Source organism: Billgrantia aerodenitrificans (assembly GCF_021404405.1).
GTDB lineage: Bacteria > Pseudomonadota > Gammaproteobacteria > Pseudomonadales > Halomonadaceae > Halomonas > Halomonas aerodenitrificans.
Genome location: NZ_JABFTV010000002.1, coordinates 16230 through 35140 on the forward strand (window position 1 = coordinate 16230; position 18911 = coordinate 35140).

Genomic DNA, 18911 nt, shown 5'->3' on the forward strand with positions numbered 1-18911 from the left:
GATGGCGTGGTATGGGTTCGCACCATGCCACGCCGCAAACTAGAGTGGTGCGCCAGATGAGACTGTGGTTTTCTTTATTCCTTTTTCTCATGTCGACAGCATATTTTGTGTATGGCTTGAATACGCTTAGCTTTGTAACAAATATTGGGCGTCCTGGACCTGGCTATTTCCCCGCCATGGTGGGTGGATTGTTGATCCTATTTACTTCCGTGAATTTATTTAAAGACATAATTGCTATTAGGAGAAGTGAACTTCATCCCTTTCAGTTTGCAGCGATTCTTGCATCATGGCAGGTACATCGAGGCGGTAATGACGAATATGAGGGAGAAGCGGATCGTCCTATAGATGTTGCTCTCGTTGTGTTTTGCTTGGCCTTGTTGATCGGAAGTATCACCTTCTTGGGTGGTCTCTTGTCAATGACCCTCTTCATGGTTGCCTTGCTTTCGATTTTCAATCGGAAGAAGGTGGTGATGAATGTGGTCTACAGTATTACCTTGCCTGTCCTCCTGTACTTGCTCTTCGATGTATTGCTCAATGCGTCGTTGCCTCGTGGTGTGTTCGGCATCTAGCAGGGTGGTATAAAAACTTATGTTGGGAGGTTTGCAAATGATTGAAGAGTTGATAACTAACCTAGGGTTTGGTCTATCCGTTGCAATAACACCAACCAATTTGTTTTTCTTGTTCGTCGGGGCTTTCGTTGGAATGGTGGTCGGTTTGTTTCCTGGATTTGGCCCTGCGGCAGGTATAGCGGTGCTGGTTCCGATGACCTTTGGACTTGACCCGACCACGGCCATCATCATGCTAGCCGGAATCTACTATGGATCCATGTATGGCGGTACCATCACGTCTATTTTGATCAACACCCCTGGTGAATCTGCTACGGTGGCGTCAACGCTGGACGGCTATCCTCTAGCCCAGCAGGGGAGGGCCGGTCCGGCCCTGGTGATGCAGTCTATTGCATCTTTCATAGGCGGTACCATCGGTGTTATCTTGATTTGCTCTTTGGCACCAACATTAGCTAGCTTTGCGGCTTCGTTCGGTCCCTCAGAATATTTTCTGATTATCCTTTTTGGTCTGCTTCTGCTAACGACCATGATGGGCGATAACAAATTCAATGGTGTAGTGTCAGCGTTGATCGGCTTTGTCATCTCGATGGTAGGTGTCGATGTAATGAGCGGTGCTCAACGCTTCACTTTTGGCTCGCCGGAGTTGATTGGTGGAATCTACTTCGTCCCTATCGCGATTGGCTTGTTCGGTATTGGTGAGTTATTGCACTGCATTTACAAAGGGCAGCACAAAAAAAAGGTGGAAAGGGCAAGGGTGACGTTTCGATCAAAAGATTTTTGGCCGTCAAGGAAAGACTATTCGGAGTCAAAGTTTACGTTTCTTAGAGGTTCCATCATCGGTTTTGTTGCTGGTATCCTCCCTGGTTCGGGGGCGACCATCGGATCGATTCTTGGCTACTCGATAGAGAAAAAAATTGCCAAGGATCCCGAGAAGTTTGGAAAGGGCGAAATGCGGGGGCTGGTCGCTCCCGAGGCGGCCAATAATGCTGCTTCGTCAGGTGCCATGGTCCCTCTGTTGTCGCTTGGCATTCCTGGGTCCGGGGCCACAGCGGTGCTGCTGGGCGCTTTCATGATGTGGGGCCTGCAACCGGGTCCCATGCTGATCGAGAATGATCCTGGCTTCGTGTGGGGGCTTATCGCCAGCATGTACTTGGGCAATATGGTACTGATATTTCTAAGTATTGCGGCCATTCCGTTGTTCGTCAGGTTCCTGGATATCCCCTATGTCTATGTCATTCCGGTCGTCGTCCTGCTCTGTGTGATCGGGACATACACGCTACACTTCAGCATGGTGGAGACATGGATGCTTTTGGTGGCCGGGTTGCTGGGGTTCTTCATGAAGCTTTATGGCTACTCCCCAGCAGCTACCGTATTGGCGCTGGTGCTGGGCTCCATGGCGGAAGAGAACCTTCTTCAATCTCTCATCATTTCGGACGGGAGTCTCAGTATCTTTGTCGACCGCCCCATTTCATTCGTTTTGAGCATGATTGTTTTGATGGTGATTGCTATGCCAATGATATTCAGATTGCTGAGAAACAATATCTACGTAAGGAAGATGTCCTGAGGTGAATGTGTATCCAGAGTGGTTGTTCCGCACAGCCGTAGGAACAACCCTCTGAGCATATACAGTGTTGGTTTGGCATGGTATCATCGGCTTGTCAAGCTGTCGCCAAGCTTTAAACATGAGTGAGCCAGATATGCAGACTGCTCAGAGAAAGAAGACCAATCCTGAAGTTGTCGCCAAGAGAATGCTGGCTCTGGTGCATGAAAAGAATATTCCGGTTGGCAGCCACCTGCCCGAAACCTTCTTTGCAGATAACCTTAAGGTGTCAAGAACCCCGATACGTTCAGCACTCGCTTTTCTTGAAAGCCAAGGTGTTGTCAAGAAAGAGCCTAACCGTGGTTATTTTTTGGTTACTCCAAAAATTTCTGAAAGCGATGAAGTGGAAGACCTTGTCGTCGATAGCAGTTCGCCAATTTCCCCTCTTGCGTTCAACATCGCTGTTGACTACCTGAAGGGCAAGCTGGGGAGAACGATAACAGAAACTGAGCTTGCAAACGTTTACAATACCAATAGGTTTTCCATTCAGCAGGCCCTTGTGTCTATGGAGACAGAGGGCTGGGTGTCCAAGCTTATGGGCTATGGATGGGAATTCAATGAGTTCCTTACATCCAAAGAAACTTACGATCAATGTTATCGCTATCGGATATTAATCGAACCGGCGGCGCTACGAGAGCCTGGTTACACGGTTGATCGACGGCTGTTTCGCCAATTAAGGCGGCTTCAAGCTGATACGTTGAACATGGATGATCGGGATATCACCGAGCGCCATATGTTCCTCGTGGGAACATTTTTTCACGAGTCAATTGTGGCCTGTGCCAAAAATGTTTTTCTGCTCGAAGGCCTTCAGAGGGCGAATCGGTTAAGAAAATTGATGGAATATAACGTCTTCATGAAAAGGGACTCGCCGAAGCCTGAGTCGAAAGAGCATTTGATAATTCTCGACCTTCTTGAAGAAGGGAAAAATGAAGAGGCGGCTGAATTTCTCGGAAGGCATTTGGAGCGGGCGAGAAGGGAAAAGATGAAGATAGCGTCCCATCTTTTTGATGGCTAAGAATTAATTCTCGTAAAATCTTCAATCGCTAGATTGGTTGATGTTGATTTTTACTCATGCTTGGCCTGCACAGTCCTTGGCAGGGCTCGGTCTGTGCTTGATAAAAAGTTAATTGGCTGAATTGTTCGCGTTGTATCGATTTAGAGAGATTCGGACTCGCCCTTTTGTTTATTCCTGCTTTTTAGGCACGAAAAATGGAGAGCAATATGAGTGTTGTTCTAGGTGCGATTGCAGATGATTTTACAGGTGCAACTGACCTTGCCAATAATTTAGTTCGCGCTGGCATGCGCTGCGTCCAGCTAATTGGCGTTCCAGCCGGTGATATTGATATTGGAGAGGCCGATGCGGTGGTGGTGGCGCTGAAGTCGCGCTCCTGCCCAGTCGAAGAGGCAGTCGGTGATGCTATCGCATCAGCAGACTGGCTGATCGATCGAGGTGCTTGCCAGATATTCTTCAAGTATTGCTCCACATTCGATTCAACGGACGCCGGTAATATCGGCCCGGTTGCGGATGCCTTGTTGGAGCGACTCGGAGCTGAGCAGACGGTGATGGTACCGGCATTTCCGGCAAACGGGCGCACCGTCTATCAGGGGCATCTTTTCGTCGGAGATCGTCTGCTCAACGATAGTGGTATGCAGCATCACCCGCTGACGCCGATGACTGATGCTGATCTGGTAAGGGTACTGGGTCGTCAGACACCAAACGCAGTTGGTTTGGCATCACATGAGGTTCTGGCTCGGGGTAGTGCAGCAGTTTGTGATCAATTCGAGGCGCTGGCCACGCACGGCGTGCGTCATGTGATTTGCGATACCTTGAACGAAGGTGACCTTGAGGTATTGGCAGAGGCGGTCGTGGAGTTTCCGCTCGTCACGGGCGGTTCAGGTCTCGGACAGGCGTTACCTGAACAGTACCGTCGTCGTGGTTGGTTGGCTGAGGTAGCCGAGCCGGGACGACTCGTTCCTGCCGAAGGTAGTGCCATCGTCTTATCGGGGAGCTGTTCCCGGGCCACGCTGGGCCAGGTGGCACACTTTCTCGAACATCATCCCCGCGGGCAGCAGGCGGGCTTCGCCCTGGATCCTTTGCAACTGGCTGAGGGCGAGACGCACTTTGAGATGGCTCTGGACTTTGCCCGTGAGGGACTTGCCGAGGGTGGACCGGTGCTGGTCTACGCCTCGGCGGATCCCGCGCGCGTCAAAGCTGCTCAGGAGGCCCTGGGGATGGCTCGAGCAGGGGAGTTGGTGGAGCAGGCATTAGGCCAACTAGCAAACACCTTGGTCGCCGAGGGCGTGGGGCGCCTGCTCGTTGCCGGAGGTGAAAGCTCTGGCGCGGTAGTGTCGGCGCTGGGCATTCGCCAGCTGCGCATCGGCGGGCAGATCGATCCCGGCGTGCCCTGGACCCAAGCGCCGCGGGTGGGCGGAGCACCGCTGTCGTTGGCGCTGAAGTCAGGCAACTTCGGCGGCCAGGATTTCTTCACACGCGCCTTTGCGGTGCTCGACGAACTGACAGTGGAGGGCCGCGCATGAGTATCGACTCACACCTTGGCCAGGAAAGTCGGCTACGCGAGCAGATCGCCACTTTAGGCAAGTCGCTATTCGATCGCGGCCTGACCATGGGCTCCAGCGGAAATATCAGCGTACGTCTCGATGATGGCGGCTGGCTGATGACGCCTACCAACGCTTGCCTGGGAAGGCTGGACCCGGCGCGCATCTCACGCTTGGATGCACAGGGGCGCTGGCACGATGGCGACAAGCCTACCAAAGAACATTTTTTGCATATGGCCATGTATTCAGAGCGGCCAAAGTCCGGCGCCATCGTGCATCTGCACTCCACCCACTCGGTAGCGGTCTCCTGTCTGCCGGGTGTCGACCCCTGCGACTGCATTCCGCCGCTGACCGCCTACTATGTCATGCGGGTGGGCAAGCTACCGCTTGTTCCTTACCATGTGCCGGGCGATCCTGCCTTGGGTGATGCGGTGCGCGGGCTAGCCGGTAAGCACAGCGCTGTACTGCTCGCCAACCACGGCCCGGTGGTGGCTGGCAAGAATCTCGAGGCAGCGGTTTATGCCACTGAAGAGCTCGAGGAAACCGCCAAGCTGTTCCTGCTGTTGCGCGGCGAGAACCCGCGGGGCCTGACGTCGAAGCAGGTCGCCGAGCTGGAGGCGCGTTTTCCGATGGAGTAAAGTTCTGCCGGCCAAGCGACTTGAGACGAGATGGCCCAAGTGAGGCGATCGAAGGAAAACGTGGCTGAGGGTCGCCTGGCCTGAGGTAGCTTTGCTGCGTAAGCACCGAGCTGGCGAAGGGCCGGGAATCGGTTCACCCGAGAAGCTTCGATAATGCATATTACAGCTTGCTCTCCAACCACGGCAGGAAGCCGGTGCTACGCACGGTGATCACCTTAAGGCTGTCGGCGCTCTGCACCGTAGCGATGGCTTGCCTGCGTAGATCGGACGCTTGAAGGTGTCGGCGTCGATCACCTCAACGATCACGGAGATCTGGCTGGCGTCCTTCAGCGCGGCAATCCGCGGCAGCATGTTCTTGCCAGTGGTGGTGGCAGCGCCCAGCAGGTGACTGTAGCCATCGGCCAGCTCGGCCCGCAGCGCGCGCATGGGCTCGGCCAACTGGTGGGAGTCGACCACATTGTCGGTCGCGCGCCTTGGCCTTTTGTTCTCATTTCCTAAACGGTACTATGTTCATTCTTTCAGATAGGTAGTCGATGAGCAGTCGTATCCGAGCCGGGAGATGCTGACTGTAAGGGTACACTGCATAGATGTCGGCATTAGGTAGCTGGTATTCATTTAATACTCTTTTCAGGTGGCCTTCTTTTATGTGGTGGTAGACATCCCACTCAGCGCGTATCGCGATGCCGTGCCCCGCCAACGTCCAGCTCAGCACACTTTCTCCATCATTTGAACTCAAATTTCCTCTGACACGGATGGGATAGATCTGATCGCCTTTATTGAATTTCCAGTTTCCATACGTGTCCTCATTCTGTCTGAGCACTATGCAGTTGTGGTCAGAGAGGTCTCGGGGATGTTCAGGTTCCCCGTGTTTTTCCAAATAAGAGGGTGATGCGCAAACGAATCGCTGGTGAGAAGCAATTTTCTTGGCATGTAATCCAGAGTCAGGGAGTGACCCAAAGCGAATTCCGAGATCGAATGAATTGGCTATCAAGTTTAGTGGGTGGTCTGATAGATGGAGTTGACAATCTACCTTTGGGTTTTCATTTATAAAGTCGGCAATGAATCTGGATACATATTTCCTTCCAAACCCAAAGGGCGCATTGATACGAATTAGTCCCTCGGGCTCATCGGTCTTTTGGCGTAGGGCGCTGTTCATCTCCTCTATCGTTGATGTGACTTTTCGAGCATAGTCTAAATAAATCGTGCCGTTCGATGTCAGACTCATGGAGCGAGTTGATCTCGATAAAAGTTGAGAGCCGACATTCTTCTCAATGTTGGAAAGTCTTTTGCTCGCAGCTGCAGGCGTTATGTCTAACTCCCTGGCCGCTTTTGAAAAACTGCCTGCTTGACAAAGAAAAATAAAGAACTCAAAGTCGGTGCTCGACATGAGTTTTAACCTCCGGGTTGGTAGTGTTTTAACTCACAGTATATTGCATGCTCTCCGATTTGTCATCTAGTGTTGATGTGACAATTCTGGTGGTTCTCCATGAAGTGAGATGTCGCTAAACAATCTGCAGGAGTGTTGAGTATGCGCAGTCACCGTGTTGCGGTTATTCCCGGGGATGGAATTGGTCTCGAAGTGATTGAGGCCGGCAAGAAAGTTTTGGCAGCCCTGGCGAATAAGAGTGGAGACTTTCAGTTTGAGTTCGAGGATTTCGACTGGAGTTCTCAGCGTTATATCGAAAAAGGTGAGTATATTCCAAAAGGTGGTCTGGAAAAGCTGTCAAAGTTTGATGCTATCTACTTTGGGGCCGTGGGTAGCCAAGACGTTCCTGATCACGTCTCCCTCTGGGAGCTCAGACTCGCCATCTGTCAGGGCTTCGATCAATACGCCAATGTTCGCCCGGCCCGAGTGCTGCCGGGTGTCAATAGCCGCTTGAAAGGGGCCGATGAAATCGATTGGGTCATCGTTAGGGAAAATAGCGAGGGCGAGTACTCAGGTAACGGCGGTCGGGTGCATCAAGGGCTTCCCGATGAGGTGGGCACGGAGGTGTCCGTATTCACCAGGAAAGGTATAGAGCGTATTCATCGTTTTGCCTTCGAACTCGCCCAAAGCCGGCCTCGCAAGAAGCTGACCCTGGTGACCAAGTCTAATGCCCAGCGCCATGGCATGGTGCTCTGGGATGAGGTCTTCTTCGAAGTTGCCAAGGATTTCCCAGACGTCGATATAGATCGTGAGCTGGTCGATGCCGTCACCACCCGCATGGTGCTGAAGCCTGAGACGATTGACGTCATCGTGGCGACTAACCTTCATGCCGACATTCTGTCCGATCTCGCGGCAGCACTTTCAGGCAGCTTGGGTATTGCTCCAACCGCAAACTTGAATCCCGAAGGCGACTTCCCATCCATGTTCGAACCCATCCACGGCTCAGCATTTGATATTGCTGGTAAAGGGATTGCAAACCCGGTGGGCTCCTTCTGGACTGCGGCCATGTTGCTTGAGCATCTTGGCGAGAATGTTGCAGCCGAACGCTTGATGGCCGCCATTGAAAGACTGACTGCTTCTGGCCTCCAAACAAGAGACCTCGGCGGAACCGCAACGACTGAGGATGTGACTCAAGCCATCTGTTCTGATATCGAAGCACAATAGTTCGAGTTCGATTTCCTAAGGGGCTAGCGCCGTTGGCTGGCTATCCCCTTTGGAAAACGATTGAAAATTGCGTCACCCAAATAAAAACCTCGCTGTATTTCACCATGGGGGCTTCAACAGTGAAGATAGTCATTGCTCCTGATAGCTACAAAGGGTCCCTTTCCGCTGAGTCTGCAGCGGACGCAATGGCGAAAGGAGTCGCTCGTGCATTGCCAAGTGCAGTGCTGTTGCAGTGCCCAATGGGAGATGGTGGCGAAGGGACGCTAGCTGCCCTGGTTGCTTCTACCGGTGCTGAAGTACGCCACACGGATGTGACGGATGCCCATGGTGGTACCAGGCGTGCCGCCTGGGGGTGGCATAGTGAGAGTGCCACTGCCTATGTGGAGTTGGCTGAAGTCTGTGGCTTGCAGTATACGGATATCCATCAGCGCTCCATCCTGGATGGTAGCACCTATGGTGTTGGCCAACTTATAAGTGAGTCCCTGAAAGTAGGGGCAACATCCTTAGTCCTAACGTTGGGAGGCAGTGCTACCAATGATGCAGGAGCTGGGCTTTTAGTCGCACTAGGTGGACGGCTGGTGGATAAGCATGGTCATGAATTGCCCCCATGCCCAAGGAATTTTTCCCAAATTGACAGGATCGACATATCACAGCTTGATGGTCGATTAAAGAACCTTGAAGTTGTTGCGGCAGTCGATGTCGATAATCCATTGATCGGGAAGAATGGTGCTAGTGCTATCTATGGCCCGCAAAAGGGGGCTTCTCTAGGCGATGTTAATCAACTCGAATCGGCATTAAGGCTGTTTGCTGACAAGCTTTATGATGCTGTTGGGCATGATGTCAGCGAATACCCCGGGGCTGGTGCAGCGGGTGGCGTTGGGTATATGGCCAAGGCAATCCTCAATGCAGAACTCAAACCTGGCATTGATGTGGTAATGGGCCAAGTCGGATTCTTGAACCTTATTGATGATGCGGACTTGGTTATCACAGGTGAAGGCCGCCTGGATGGACAAAGCCTAGCTGGAAAGACGCCGATTGGAATTTCTCGGTGTGCAAGCAAGCTGAACGTGCCGGTCATCGTAATAGCGGGACAGCTCGGATATGACTGGCGCGCCTCATATGAGCATGGCGTTACCGCTGCGTTCTCGCTGATGGATGGCCCGATGCGGCTAGAGGAAGCATTGGGCAAAACCCGTCAGTTGTTAATTGACCGATGCGAGTCGGTGGCAAGGCTATTTCATGAGGCATCAATGTGTCACATGAGGTCCATTCCGAAACTTGGGGAGGGATTTGTAATCGTCACATAGAGTGAATGAGCTGTATTTTTGAAAAGATAAGTACAACTTAACTGGAGCACGCACATGAAACTATCTAATCTTGCTGTCGTCGCACTCTGCAGTGGCGTCGCCGTCAGTGCCTTTGCTGAAGCGGATCGTGATAACTGGCCGCGAAGCCTGACCATCGGTACGGGTAGCCAAGGAGCAACCTATTATATCTATGGATCCGGTTGGGGAAATCTGGCCAGTGAAGCAACAGGGTCATCCTTTGGTGCTGAGGTTACCGGTGGTCCTGTCCAGAATGTGACACTTGTACAAATGGGCGAGCATGAGTTCGGCATGGTTACCATGGGGCCCGCCTACGAGGCGTGGCAGGGTAACAGTGAGCTGGCGCCCGGCATCGAGCACACCGATATCCGTGCCGTATTCCCCATGTACCAAACGGCCCTGCAAGTAATCTCACTGTCGGGTTCAGGTATTTCATCGATTTCTGATCTCGATGGGAAGACCGTGGGCGTGGGACCTGCCGGCGGAACGGGGGACATGTATTACCCCCAGCTTTTCGAGAAACTCGGCCTTGAGGTGCGCACTCGCAATGGTGGCGCCGCCGACCAGGCTAGTCAGGTTCAGGATGGCTTGCTAGATGCCTTCGCCTTTGCCGCTGGCATACCGGTTTCTGCGTTTAGTCAGCTTGAGGCGCAAGTCGATGTCAATATTTTCTCTTTCTCCGAGCAGGAGATGGCGCAATTTCTGGATGACTTTCCTGAACTGAGTCCGGCAACCATACCCGCTAGTGCCTACAGCAGCCTGGATGAAGATGAATCCGCCGTTTCACTGTGGAATTTTGCTATCACCCACAAGGACATGCCGGAGTCCTTGGTCTACGAAGTAACTAAGACCGTAATGGAGAACTATGAGCGCATGATCCAGGTACATGGCTCTGCGCGCGAAACTATGCCGGAGAACTTCGTGCACAACACCTTCATCCCCTGGCACCCCGGGGCGGTTCGCTGGTTTGAAGAAAACGGTTACGAGATCCCCGCTGATCTTCGGGATTAATCCACCCTGCCTGCGCGCCGACAAGCTTGTCGGCGCGCAGGCAGGTGACCCAACCGGGCAACCGCAATCTGCAAGGTAATCTGGCATGACCCAAGATACCCAACTCCACGAGGCAACACCGAAGCTCGGCACCGAAGGGGTCGCCGATATTCCCATTGCCCACAACGAGCGTGTGCTCTCCGGCCTGCTCGGCCAGACGGTATTCGCCGCCTGCGTGCTGTTCACCGCCATGCACCTGTATGCGCTCAACGTATCGCCCATCGAGACCTGGGCCTTCCGGATCATTCACGTCGCCGGCGGCTTGGCCGTCGGTTTTGCCATCACCGCCGCCATGACCCTGGATCGCAGTCCCGGCGAGATCCGACTCGGTCGCGTCGAGCGGCTGGTCATGATTCTCGCCTTGGCCGCCATCGCCTATGCCGCTTTCTGTATCCTCTACGCCTGGTTTCTGCGCGATGCTCGGGGCACGGCCCCCGCGGACTGGGTGATGGTGCACCTGAGCTGGTCACTGGCGATGGCCACGGCCATCGCCCTTATCGGCAGCTGGGTATCGCGCAGTTCCAGCCGCTCCGTCCACTGGGCCGACGTGGTACTGATCGTCGCCTCAATCGTCGTCGCAGCGTACTTGCTATTTGTTCTCAATCGTTGGCGCATGTCGGCAGGGATGCCCATGGCCAGCCAAACGGACTTGATCGTAGCTGCGGTAGGCGTGGTGCTGATCATGGAGCTGACGCGACGCGTGGCCGGTCTGGCACTGATCATCATTACCGGGGTGTTCCTGGTCTACGCCTTTGCCGGCCCGTATCTGCCGGGTCTGCTCGAGCACCGTGGCTACTCTGCCTCCCGTTTCTTCACCTATCTCTACACCGATAACGGCATTCTCGGCCCGACCACTGCCGTGTCGTCCACCTACATCATTCTGTTCATCACCTTCGCCGCCTTCCTGCAGGCCTCCCGCGTGGGTGACTATTTCGTCAACTTCGCCTTCGCCGCCGCCGGTCGCGCGCGTGGCGGCCCGGCCAAGGTGGCGGTATTCGCTTCCGGCCTGATGGGCATGATCAACGGTACTTCTGCCGGCAACGTGGTGGCGACCGGCTCGCTGACCATTCCGCTGATGAAGAAGGTTGGCTACCACCCGCGTAGCGCCGGCGGCATCGAGGCCGCAGCATCCACCGGTGGCCAGATCGTACCGCCGATCATGGGCGCTGGCGCCTTCATCATGGCCGAGATCACCGGCATCCCCTATACCGAAATCGCCATTGCCGCACTGATTCCGGCCGCCCTGTACTTCCTCTCCATCTACCTGATGGTGGACCTGGAAGCCCGCCGCGGCGGCATGCAGGGTCTGCCCAAGGATCAACTGCCGGTATTCCGCAAGATGGTCAAGCAGGTCTATCTGTTCCTGCCCATCATCATCCTGATCGGCACCCTGTTCATGGGCTACTCGGTGATTCGTGCCGGTACCCTGGCAATGGTCAGCGCCGCCGTGGTGTCCTGGTTCACGCCTCACTGGATGGGCCCCAAGGCGCTGCTCAATGCCCTCTCGCTGGGCGCACGCATGGCCATTCCGCTGATCGCGGTGTGTGCCTGTGCCGGTATCATCGTCGGCGTCATCGCACTGACCGGCGTCGGTGCCCGCTTCGCCTCCATGCTGCTGGGCATCGCCGATGCCAGCCATCTGCTGGCGCTGTTCTTCGCCATGTGTATCTCGATCCTGCTCGGCATGGGCATGCCCACCACGGCGGCCTACGCGGTAGCCGCCTCGGTGGTGGCACCGGGCCTGCAGCAGATCGGCATTCCGCCGCTGGTGGCGCACTTCTTCGTGTTCTACTACGCGGTGCTCTCGGCCATCACCCCGCCGGTGGCACTGGCCGGCTATGCCGCCGCCGCCATCTCGGGAACCGATCCGCTGAAGACGGCCGTGACCTCCTTCAAGTTCGGCCTGGCCGCATTCATCGTGCCCTTCATGTTCTTCTACAGCCCGGCGCTGCTGATGGACGGCACCTGGATGCAGATCCTGCGCGTGGCCCTCACCGCGGGTGTCGGGATCTACCTGCTGGCTGCCTCGGTGCAGGGCTGGTTCCTCAATGGCGGCGTCAACCTCGTGCAGCGCGTGATGCTGCTGGCCGCCGCACTGTCAATGATCGCGGGCGGCTGGATGACCGACCTGCTCGGCGTCGGCATCGGCGGGCTGGTGTTCATCTGGCAGGCTGTCGCGCTGAAGGCGAAGCCCACGGCCTTGATTTGATCGCCGTTTGCCAACCGTCTGTCGATACGACAGGGGAGACTCCAATGACTAAGATCGTCGACATTTGCGCCCTCGAGGTGCTCGACTCCCGCGGCAACCCCACCGTGCAGGCCGAGGTGCGTCTGGAGAGCGGTGCTGTGGGCGTGGCCTGCGCGCCGAGCGGTGCCTCCACTGGCTCCCGCGAGGCCCTGGAGCTGCGCGACGGCGACAAGTCGCGCTACCTGGGCAAGGGCGTGCTGAAGGCGGTGGAAGCCGTCAACGGCGCCATCCGCGAGCGGCTCGTCGGGATGGATGCCCGCGACCAGCGCGGTCTCGACAATGCCATGCTCGAGCTCGACGGCACCGACAACAAGGCCAAGCTGGGCGCCAATGCCATCCTCGCCGTGTCGCTGGCGGCGGCCAAGGCGGCAGCCAACGCCAAGGGCATGCCGCTGTATGCCCACATTGCCGAACTCTACGGCCAGCCGGGCCAGTACAGCATGCCGGTGCCGATGATGAACATCCTCAATGGCGGCGAGCATGCCGACAACAACGTCGACATCCAGGAGTTCATGGTGCAGCCCGTGGGTGCCGCGAACTTCCGCGAGGCCCTGCGGGTCGGCGCCGAGATCTTCCATGCGCTGAAAAAAGTGCTGTCGGCCAAGGGTCTTTCCACCGCGGTGGGCGACGAAGGCGGCTTCGCACCCAACCTGGAGTCCAACGCCGAGGCGCTCGCCGTGATCAAGCAGGCCGTCGCCGATGCCGGCTATGAGCTCGGCCGCGACGTAACCCTGGCGCTGGACTGCGCCTCCTCCGAGTTCTACAAGGACGGCCAGTACAATCTCTCCGGCGAGGGTAAGGCCTTCGATGCCAATGGCTTCGTCGACTACCTGGCCGAGCTGTGTGACCAGTACCCCATCGTCTCCATCGAAGACGGCATGGACGAGTCCGACTGGGACGGCTGGAAGGCGCTGACCGACAAGCTCGGCGACAAGGTACAGCTGGTCGGCGACGACCTGTTCGTCACCAACATCAAGATCCTCAAGCGCGGTATCGATGAGAAGATCGGCAACTCCATCCTGATCAAGTTCAACCAGATCGGCTCCCTCTCCGAGACGCTCGATGCCATCAAGATGGCCCAGGACGCCGGCCTCACCGCAGTAATCTCCCATCGCAGCGGTGAGACCGAGGACACCACCATTGCCGATCTGGCGGTGGGCGCCTCGGCGGGTCAAATCAAGACCGGTTCGCTGTGCCGCTCCGACCGCGTGGCCAAGTACAACCGTCTGCTGGTGATCGAGCATGAGCTAGAGCTAAAAGGCTTTATTTCTTGAAATTAGGAATTAGAGCATTATCTATTTAGGAATCTGTTATGGAAATTTCTGCACGATTGCCCGTGCGTCGTACCAAGATCGTCGCCACCCTGGGCCCGGCCAGTGACCGCGAGGGTGTGCTGGAGGCCATGATCGCGGCCGGCGTCGATGTCGTGCGCCTAAACTTCTCCCACGGTGCGCCGGACGACCACCGCCGCCGCCTCGAGGCGGTGCGCGAAGCGGCCTCCCGCCTGGGCCGCAGCGTCGCCGCCCTCGGCGACCTCCAGGGCCCCAAGATCCGCATCGCCCGCTTCCGTGAGGGGGCGGTGACGCTGGCCGAGGGCGCACCCTTTATCCTCGATATGGCGCTCGATGGCGAGGCGGGCGATCAGGCGCGCGTCGGCTGCGACTACCAGGCCCTGATCGACGACGTGGCCGCCGGCGACCGGTTGCTGCTCGACGACGGCAGGGTGGTGCTCGACGTCACCGCGGTCCAGGGCCGCGAGATCCACACCCGCGTGGTGGTGGGCGGCAAGCTCTCCAACAACAAGGGCATCAACAAGCAGGGCGGCGGCCTCTCGGCCCCGGCGCTCACCGACAAGGACCGCGCCGACCTGAAGACCGCCATCGCCATCGGCGTCGACTATCTCGCCGTCTCCTTCCCGCGTTCGGCCGAGGACATGCACGAGGCGCGGGCGCTGTTGGGCGAGGCCGGTCGCGAGATCGGCCTGGTGGCCAAGCTGGAGCGCGCCGAGGCCGTGGCCGACGCCGCCACCCTGGACGGCATCATCGAGGCCTCGGAGGCGGTGATGGTGGCGCGCGGCGATCTCGGCGTGGAGATCGGCGACGCCCAGTTGATTGGCATCCAGAAGCGCATCATCAAGCGCGCCCGCCAGCTCAACCGGGCGGTGATCACCGCGACCCAGATGATGGAGTCGATGATCGAATCGCCGCTGCCGACCCGCGCCGAGGTGTTCGACGTGGCCAACGCCGTACTCGACGGCACCGACGCGGTGATGCTGTCGGCCGAGACCGCCGCCGGGCGCTTCCCGGTGGAGACCATCGAGGCCATGGACCGGGTCTGCCTGGGCGCCGAGAGGGAGAAGGTCGCCCAGTCCTCCGGCCACCGCATCCACGAGGGTTTCTCGCGCATCGACGAGACCATCGCGCTCTCCGCCATGTACGCCGCTAACCACCTCTCGGGCGTGGCCGCCATCGCCTGCATGACCGCTACCGGCTACACGCCGTTGATCGCCTCGCGGATCCGCTCGGGGCTGCCCATCGTCGGGCTGGCCCACAGCCCGGTGGCGCAGCGGCGCATGGCGCTCTACCGTGGGGTGGTGTCGCTGCCCTTCGATACCCGCGACATGGCACCCACCGAGCTCAACGAGCGTGCCCTAGAGATACTGCTGGAGAACAGAATCGTGGAATCTGGAGATCATGTAATTCTAACGCGGGGAGAACTTATGAACGCTCATGGAGGGACTAACTTAATGATGGTTATAAAGTGTAGTGAGTAATGACCCTCTGGTTTCTGCTCACCCTATGCCGTTAATGCCGGGTGTGCTCCAGGTGCCACATAGCCTAAGGACTGATGTGGCTGCTCTTCGTTGTAGTGCCGGATCCAGCGGCTGATCACCGCTCGTGCTTGACCCAGCGATTCGAACCGATGCTGCCAGATGCATTCTTCCTTAAAGAGCCGGAAGGAGCACTCTACCAGCCCGATCTGCTCCGGCGCTCAGGGCAGTGCGGCAGGCTCCGGGCGCGAGGTCGAAACCCAGGGGCCGCTTGCGTACCTGCCAGCGTTTAAGCTGCAGGATGCGCTGGATCGATTTATGGTTGCACGCCAGGTGGCGATAGCCGTGGGTGGGTAACCGCTCCAGAGGAGCCAACTCCACCCGAGTGACCAGATCGCTATTGATCACACGGCCTCGCGGCTTGAGACGGTAGTGAACCGTCCAGCGGGAGAGCCCCTGCCATGGCACAGCTTGGCGAGTGATACCGCATGGCCTAGCTGGGCAAGCTCCGACGGCAACGCCTTTAGGAGTTCTCGTCCTCGTCGAGCAGGCGGCGCCACGTATTTTAATGCGTCGTTCTGCTTGTAGGCCTCGCCCAGCTCCTCCTTGGTTTACCCAAGCTCTGACTCATACTTCTCGCGGATGCCTTGGGGCGGGCCCGAAACCCGCTCTCCATGCTGCGCTGGGCCTCCTCGATCCCGCCCTCGAACTCTGAGACGGTGAGGTCATACTGGCGAGCTGCTTCAGCCGCCGTGGTCTTGGCCTTGAAGATCTCCAAGACCACGGCGGCTGTTCGCTTCGCGGTCCAGCGTTTGAGGGTGGGGTCGTTGCTCATCGCGCTCCCCTGATGGCTGCACTATACCCTGTGCAGCTCTGCAGGGGGGCACTTCACTTCGACCATGCGGATTTGTCTTCTGCAAACAGTGAAGTTGAGGCGGCTACGAGAACCACAGAAAGACCAAGATTTTATTATTTTTATGCGAAATTCCATCATTGATTTTGTTTTTTAATATGGCTCGTCAGGAAGTTAAAATTGACATATAAGAAAATTTAAAATCACCTTATTTTATGAATTTAACTTGTTCACTGATTCTTTCTAGTACCGCGGACTTTCGCTGGTTGTAAGTTCTTTTGTTTGTTTCGAATAGATTGTTTCCATGGGTGTCAATGGAGATGATTAGAGGGCCAAAGTCTTTTACCCGGTTTATCCACAGTGTCTCTGGCATACCCAGATCTTTCCATTCAGCACCTTCTATCGCTTCTACCTTAGTTGCGGCAACAACTGCACAGCCTCCAGGAAAGACCGCATGAACAGCCTTGCTCTCCAGACAACCCGCCGCTGTCTCCGATCCCATTCCACCTTTGCCAATTATCAGTCTCACCCCTGTCCTTTTTATGAATTCGCGCTCAAATTTTTCCATTCGCATACTGGTGGTTGGTCCAATTGAGACCATTTCGTAGCTTCCATCATCTTTTTCCCGAACGATTGGACCTGCATGAAAGATTGCGCCGCCGGTAAGATCAACTGGGAGTTCCTGCCCATATTCAATTAAGCGCCGGTGAGCCATATCCCTGCAGGTGACAAGCGTTCCATCTAGGTAAACAATGTCGCCCGCCTTGAGATCTTCCAGGTCTTCAACGGAAATAGGGGTTTTTAATACCTTTTTCATAGCTTTACGTCCTGATGAGAGATGATTTCATAGGAAAGGTCTGCGTTGATCTTGATTTGGCCTCGCCGGTGAGCCCAGCAACCAGTTGAAACGGCAACACCAATGGTTGAGGGGTGACGAGCGGACCATTCAATGTTCACTCCCATCACGGTGTTGTCGCCAGTGAGACCTTGCGGGCCAATGCCCAAGTCATTAATGCCTTCTGCCAGCAGCTCTTCGAGTAGCGCTGCCTGTTCATTCGTATTGCGCGCAGTAACTGGTTTGAGAATCGCCTTCTTGGACAAGCGAGCTGCCGTCTCAGCGGATGTCGACACACCAACGCCAACAAGCAGAGGGGGGCAAGCGTTCAAACCTCGAGAAGTCATTACATCAAGAACAAACTCGGCCACACCTTCATAACCTTGACCTGGCATTAACACCGTCGATGCTCCGGGTAGCGTGCATCCGCCACCGGCCATGTAAACATCAAGAATCACATAGTCTTTTCCTGGAAGAATTTCCCAGTCGAGCCAGGGGATCTTCGAACCTGTATTTGTGCCCGTGTTTTTCTCAACAAACGCTTCGACCGCATTGTGCCGGAGAGGACCGATTTCAGTTGCTCCTCTAGTCGCACCTTCCAGAATTGATTCGAGTTCACCAAGCAGAGGAAATGACGATCCAGCTTGAATGAAATACTGGATCACCCCCGTGTCTTGGCAGCTTGGCCGATCAAGTTTGTCTGCGGCATCCTGATTTTCGGCCATCACGTCGAAAATCTCAATCGCCATGGGATTTGTTTCTTTGGCGCGCAATTCGGCCTGTTTATTTTTCACGTCTGTTGGGAGACGTTTTCCAATGTAGGCCGTGAATTTTGCAAGAGTATCAGTTAGAGACTGAATTTCAGCTTCTTTCTCCATGCTTATATCCTCTTCTTACAGTGTTCCGGTCTCGCCTCATGAAGTAACCGGATGGGGTTTCAGGTGATCTTAGCATGTGGAAGCTGACTAAATGTTCACCAAAAGTAAAAACACTTAGTCGACAAGGTTAATAATGGCGAATTACGATTCGGTGCGGTTTATTGTAAGTCTTGCGCTGGAAAGCTCCATGTCCGGGGGCTCAGGAGTTGGATCTATCTCTTTCTGCAGCTATCAAACACTTGGCTAAAATAGAAGACAAGATGGGAGTGAAGCTGGTTAATCGGACGACCAGGCCCGTTTCATTTACGCAAGGAGGTGAGATTTATCTTGAATATGCCCGGTGTGTCAATGGCCATCAGAGCTGCCCCGACAGCGGTGGCGGTCTCATAACCAAGTGCATCACCTGACCCATCCGGTATGGTGTTGCCTTGACCCGCTGCTATCGCCACTCTCTGTTGAAGACCAAGCGGCCATCATGCTGATGTGGGCTCACTTGTACTGGCTGCGCGGCCAGATCCCCTGCGCTACATTCTCGGTGCTGTGCAGCTTCCCCTGGTATGACCAATGGCGCCATAGGGGCGCTTAACCTGGGCCAGGCCCTGCTTGACGAAGCTGGACTGGCTATTGTCGGCCACGATGGCGCTGACCAACAAGCTCGGCGACAAGGTGCAGCTGATCGGCGAGAACTTTCTCATTACCAACCCCAAGATCCTCAAGCGCAGCATCGACGAGCAGATCTGCAACTCCATACTGATCAAGTTCAACCAGATCGGCCCCTTTCTGACACGCTGGACTTCATCAAGATGGGCCAGGACGCCGGCTTCACCGCGGTGATCTCCCACCGCAGCGGCGAGACCGAGGACACCACCATTTCCGATCTGGTGGTGGTTACCTCGCCTGGCCAGATCAAGACCGGCTCGCTGTGCCGCTCCGATCGTGTGTCCAAGCACAACCGTTTTCTGTTTATCGAAAATGAGCTGGAAGATCCCACCGTGCTTTAGA

17 protein-coding genes and 2 pseudogenes are annotated in these 18911 nt (G+C 55.9%); 13 read left to right on the plus strand and 6 right to left on the minus strand.

Features of this window, described 5'->3' with window-relative positions; genetic code table 11:
- Positions 1-11: 11 nt before the first annotated feature.
- From HOP59_RS03420 to otnC, 5 genes are all read left to right on the plus strand, one after another.
- Positions 12-569, plus strand: a complete 558-nt coding sequence (locus HOP59_RS03420; RefSeq protein ID WP_234252809.1) for a tripartite tricarboxylate transporter TctB family protein — start codon at positions 12-14, stop codon at positions 567-569.
- A 37-nt stretch (positions 570-606) separates the two neighbouring features.
- Positions 607-2130, plus strand: coding sequence for a tripartite tricarboxylate transporter permease (locus HOP59_RS03425; protein ID WP_234252810.1), 1524 nt, complete (start codon positions 607-609; stop codon positions 2128-2130).
- A gap of 133 nt (positions 2131-2263) precedes the next feature.
- Positions 2264-3181: a GntR family transcriptional regulator gene (locus HOP59_RS03430; RefSeq protein WP_234252811.1), complete on the plus strand. Its 918-nt coding sequence runs from the start codon at positions 2264-2266 to the stop codon at positions 3179-3181.
- Between the two features lie 206 nt (positions 3182-3387).
- Positions 3388-4704 carry a 3-oxo-tetronate kinase gene (gene otnK / locus HOP59_RS03435; protein ID WP_234252812.1) on the plus strand — a complete coding sequence of 439 codons (1317 nt, stop codon included), beginning with the start codon at positions 3388-3390 and terminating at the stop codon, positions 4702-4704.
- Positions 4701-5360: a 3-oxo-tetronate 4-phosphate decarboxylase gene (gene otnC, locus HOP59_RS03440; RefSeq protein ID WP_234252813.1), complete on the plus strand. Its 660-nt coding sequence runs from the start codon at positions 4701-4703 to the stop codon at positions 5358-5360. The genes otnK and otnC overlap by 4 nt, the downstream gene beginning before the upstream one ends.
- A 187-nt stretch (positions 5361-5547) precedes the next feature.
- Here the strand turns inward: otnC and HOP59_RS03445 are convergent.
- A pseudogene (locus tag HOP59_RS03445) lies at positions 5548-5831 on the minus strand (adenine nucleotide alpha hydrolase family protein); the annotation flags it as partial.
- A gap of 16 nt (positions 5832-5847) precedes the next feature.
- Entirely contained in the window at positions 5848-6747 is a 900-nt protein-coding gene (locus HOP59_RS03450) for a LysR family transcriptional regulator (protein WP_234252814.1), read from the minus strand.
- A gap of 141 nt (positions 6748-6888) precedes the next feature.
- Between HOP59_RS03450 and HOP59_RS03455 the strand changes: the two genes are divergently transcribed.
- The 6 genes from HOP59_RS03455 to pyk all read left to right on the plus strand — a co-directional run bounded on the left by HOP59_RS03455 (position 6889) and on the right by pyk (position 15346).
- Positions 6889-7950, plus strand: coding sequence for a tartrate dehydrogenase (locus HOP59_RS03455; protein WP_234252815.1), 1062 nt, complete (start codon positions 6889-6891; stop codon positions 7948-7950).
- A gap of 32 nt (positions 7951-7982) precedes the next feature.
- On the plus strand, positions 7983-9257 hold the full coding sequence (locus HOP59_RS03460; RefSeq protein WP_338073319.1) for a glycerate kinase: 1275 nt from the start codon (positions 7983-7985) through the stop codon (positions 9255-9257).
- Positions 9258-9311: 54 nt separating this feature from the next.
- The gene (locus HOP59_RS03465) at positions 9312-10286 is read left to right on the plus strand and encodes a TAXI family TRAP transporter solute-binding subunit (protein ID WP_234252816.1); all 975 of its coding nucleotides are present in this window, start codon (positions 9312-9314) and stop codon (positions 10284-10286) included.
- Positions 10287-10371: 85 nt separating this feature from the next.
- Entirely contained in the window at positions 10372-12534 is a 2163-nt protein-coding gene (locus tag HOP59_RS03470; protein WP_234252817.1) for a TRAP transporter permease, read from the plus strand.
- 44 nt (positions 12535-12578) lie between these two features.
- On the plus strand, positions 12579-13847 hold the full coding sequence (gene eno / locus HOP59_RS03475) for a phosphopyruvate hydratase (RefSeq protein WP_234252818.1): 1269 nt from the start codon (positions 12579-12581) through the stop codon (positions 13845-13847).
- Positions 13848-13885: 38 nt separating this feature from the next.
- Positions 13886-15346, plus strand: coding sequence for a pyruvate kinase (pyk, locus tag HOP59_RS03480; protein ID WP_234252819.1), 1461 nt, complete (start codon positions 13886-13888; stop codon positions 15344-15346).
- Between the two features lie 23 nt (positions 15347-15369).
- On the opposite strand, the gene HOP59_RS23670 is transcribed toward pyk, so the two are convergent.
- The 4 genes from HOP59_RS23670 to ttdA all read right to left on the minus strand — a co-directional run bounded on the left by HOP59_RS23670 (position 15370) and on the right by ttdA (position 17909).
- Entirely contained in the window at positions 15370-15552 is a 183-nt protein-coding gene (locus HOP59_RS23670; RefSeq protein WP_422676027.1) for an integrase core domain-containing protein, read from the minus strand.
- A 356-nt stretch (positions 15553-15908) separates the two neighbouring features.
- Positions 15909-16178: a DUF1153 domain-containing protein gene (locus tag HOP59_RS03485; RefSeq protein WP_234252820.1), complete on the minus strand. Its 270-nt coding sequence runs from the start codon at positions 16176-16178 to the stop codon at positions 15909-15911.
- 226 nt (positions 16179-16404) lie between these two features.
- Positions 16405-17013 carry a L(+)-tartrate dehydratase subunit beta gene (ttdB, locus tag HOP59_RS03490; protein WP_234252821.1) on the minus strand — a complete coding sequence of 203 codons (609 nt, stop codon included), beginning with the start codon at positions 17011-17013 and terminating at the stop codon, positions 16405-16407.
- The gene (gene ttdA / locus HOP59_RS03495) at positions 17010-17909 is read right to left on the minus strand and encodes a L(+)-tartrate dehydratase subunit alpha (RefSeq protein ID WP_234252822.1); all 900 of its coding nucleotides are present in this window, start codon (positions 17907-17909) and stop codon (positions 17010-17012) included. The genes ttdB and ttdA overlap by 4 nt, the downstream gene beginning before the upstream one ends.
- 206 nt (positions 17910-18115) lie before the next feature.
- Here ttdA and HOP59_RS23675 point away from each other — a divergent pair, with 206 nt between their 5' ends.
- Both HOP59_RS23675 and eno (HOP59_RS03500) read left to right on the plus strand, forming a co-directional pair.
- The gene (locus tag HOP59_RS23675; RefSeq protein ID WP_422675866.1) at positions 18116-18316 is read left to right on the plus strand and encodes a LysR family transcriptional regulator; all 201 of its coding nucleotides are present in this window, start codon (positions 18116-18118) and stop codon (positions 18314-18316) included.
- 229 nt (positions 18317-18545) lie between these two features.
- Positions 18546-18910, plus strand: a pseudogene (eno, locus tag HOP59_RS03500) (phosphopyruvate hydratase); the annotation flags it as partial.
- Between the last annotated feature and the right edge of the window lies 1 nt (position 18911).

Coding starts and splice junctions, on each gene's coding strand:
- pyk (WP_234252819.1), top strand. CDS start 13,886: ATGGAAATTTCTGCACGATTGCCCGTGCGTCGTACCAAGATCGTCGCC.
- otnK (WP_234252812.1), top strand. CDS start 3,388: ATGAGTGTTGTTCTAGGTGCGATTGCAGATGATTTTACAGGTGCAACT.
- HOP59_RS03430 (WP_234252811.1), top strand. CDS start 2,264: ATGCAGACTGCTCAGAGAAAGAAGACCAATCCTGAAGTTGTCGCCAAG.
- HOP59_RS03485 (WP_234252820.1), bottom strand. CDS start 16,178: ATGAGCAACGACCCCACCCTCAAACGCTGGACCGCGAAGCGAACAGCC.
- ttdA (WP_234252822.1), bottom strand. CDS start 17,909: ATGGAGAAAGAAGCTGAAATTCAGTCTCTAACTGATACTCTTGCAAAA.
- HOP59_RS03455 (WP_234252815.1), top strand. CDS start 6,889: ATGCGCAGTCACCGTGTTGCGGTTATTCCCGGGGATGGAATTGGTCTC.
- HOP59_RS03425 (WP_234252810.1), top strand. CDS start 607: ATGATTGAAGAGTTGATAACTAACCTAGGGTTTGGTCTATCCGTTGCA.
- HOP59_RS03450 (WP_234252814.1), bottom strand. CDS start 6,747: ATGTCGAGCACCGACTTTGAGTTCTTTATTTTTCTTTGTCAAGCAGGC.
- eno (WP_234252818.1), top strand. CDS start 12,579: ATGACTAAGATCGTCGACATTTGCGCCCTCGAGGTGCTCGACTCCCGC.
- ttdB (WP_234252821.1), bottom strand. CDS start 17,013: ATGAAAAAGGTATTAAAAACCCCTATTTCCGTTGAAGACCTGGAAGAT.
- HOP59_RS03465 (WP_234252816.1), top strand. CDS start 9,312: ATGAAACTATCTAATCTTGCTGTCGTCGCACTCTGCAGTGGCGTCGCC.
- otnC (WP_234252813.1), top strand. CDS start 4,701: ATGAGTATCGACTCACACCTTGGCCAGGAAAGTCGGCTACGCGAGCAG.
- HOP59_RS03420 (WP_234252809.1), top strand. CDS start 12: ATGGGTTCGCACCATGCCACGCCGCAAACTAGAGTGGTGCGCCAGATG.
- HOP59_RS03470 (WP_234252817.1), top strand. CDS start 10,372: ATGACCCAAGATACCCAACTCCACGAGGCAACACCGAAGCTCGGCACC.